1 protein-coding gene is annotated in these 2,123 nt (G+C 63.0%); it reads left to right on the top strand.

Annotated features, from left to right (window positions below):
* Positions 1-21 precede the first annotated feature (21 nt).
* The coding region (locus AC1VAN_RS19725) for a TonB-dependent receptor plug domain-containing protein (protein WP_480986527.1) at positions 22-2,123 on the top strand (2,102 nt) is incomplete at its 3' end.

The raw sequence follows: 2,123 nt of genomic DNA on the forward strand, positions 1-2,123 counted from the left end.
TCTCTCCTCCAAGGAACCGTGATGCGCAAGAAGCTCTATCTGTCGGTGGTACTGGCCTTGTCTCCCTGTCTGGGTGCGCATGCACAGGCGGCGTCGGCCAATGGGCTTGAGACCCGGGTCACCGCAGCGATCGCCGCGCAGCCGCTGAGCCAGGCGCTGGAGCAGCTGTCACGCAGTTCGGGCGTGCAGTTCCTGTATGCCGGCGCGGGCGCTGCACCCATGGCGGGCGCGGTACCGCGAGGAGCCACCGTCAAGCAGGCGCTGGACACGCTTCTGGCCGGCACCGGCCTGCGCTACACGGTGGTGGACGGCAACGTGATCGCCATCGACGCGGCACCGGTCTCGCGGGAAAGCCGGCAGGCCGCACCGGCATCGCGCCCACCGGAAGCGGTGGTGGCCCCGACCCTGGGCACGGTCAAGGTGATCGCCGCCCATGAGGTCATCGACCAGAAGAAGACCTCGCCGGTGATCAAGGATTCGGTGATCTACGACGAGATGGACAGCTATGGCGATGAGACGCTGGCCGAGAGCCTGATGGCCGCGCCCGGCCTGAGTGCGGTGGAAGATGCGGGCGAACCGCGTTACGTGACCGTGCGCGGCGTGCAGGCCAATCTCAACTACACGACCATCGACGGCATCGCGATCGCAAGCGTGGGCGGCAGTGGCTCCGGCGAGCGCATGAACAACCTGCAGCTGATTCCCAGCGACATCGGCACCCGCACCGACATCTACAAGAGCTTCAGCGCCGAGCAGGCACCGGATGCCATCGGTGGTGTGATCGACATCATCAGCCGCAGCGCCTTTGACCGCTCCGGCAAGTACGTGTTCGCCGACGTGGCCGGCATCCATTCCACGGCCGAGACCAATGTGGGGCGCAGCGCGGGGGGCGACCACAAGACCTTGGGCCACTTCGGCAAGAGCGCCAAAGCGGTGTTCTCCAATCAGTTCGGCGGCGACGATCAGTTCGGCATCGTCGCGGTCGCGCGCTACGAACAGCGCTCGCGCAACAGCGTCAAGCGCTGGGTGGAATCGAACTACTACTACAACGATGCCGGCAAGTACCTCACCGATGGAACCACCGGCCCCGACGAGGCGAAAGGCTGGAACGGCCTGCGTGCGCCGGGCAACTTCAGCACCGGCACCTACACCAACTACATCACCAACTTCGGTGGCTCGGCCAAGCTGGAATGGAAGCCATCGGACGACCCGTTCTATGCCTCGCTGCTGCTGTACTCGTACCGGTTCTACGAGAACTCGACGATGAACAAGACCGATCTGTATGGCAACGCCAAGTTCCCGATACGCAACCAGAGCGAGGACGGCGGCACCACCCAGATCAACAGCATCTACATCAAGAACCGCCACGACCGCTGGGACCGCAGTAACCGCGGCGCGATCGCCAGTTTCAACTGGGATATCGGTGACCTCTCGCGGCTGACCCTGCGTGCCGGCCACACCGAAGAGACCTTCCACAACAACCAGGTCTACTGGGGCGTGCGCGCCTACCCGAGCAACCTGTTCGTTGACTATGCCAACGACAGCCATGGTTTTCCGAACGCCGTGGGTGTTTCCGATTCCAGCCTGCTGACCAGCTCGGCGTTCAAGCTCAATCCGGCGCAGGCCTATATCTCGCCGCGCGACGCCAAGGAAAGCATCGACAACCTGCGCGCCGACTTCAGCTACAACRTCGATGCCGATGCACGCGGTTTCGGTCTGGCTGCCGGTGCCGAGTATCGCCACCTGAAGATCTGGCAGGACATCGATTTCGATTACTACAAGACCAGCGCGACCTTGAATGACTATCTGTACCCGGGTTCGACCCTGCTTGGCAGCGTTCCCGGTTTCCCGTTGATCGACAACCGCAAGTGGCATGACGAGCTCTACCCGAAGCTGGGCAACAACGATGCGGCGTACCCGAATGCCGACTTCACCAGCGATTACAAGTACGTGGAAGACATTGCCAACGCCTACGTGTCGGCGCATTACGCCTGGGACCGGCTGCTGCTGATCGGCGGCCTGCGCTACGACCACACCACCTTCGATGCGTTCAGCCCTTTCAGTGAGGATGGTGGCACCACCTACACGTCTGCATTCCGCAAGAGCAGTGGCGGCTACAACAACCT

Source organism: Stenotrophomonas sp. 05L44_2 (genome assembly GCF_056665995.1).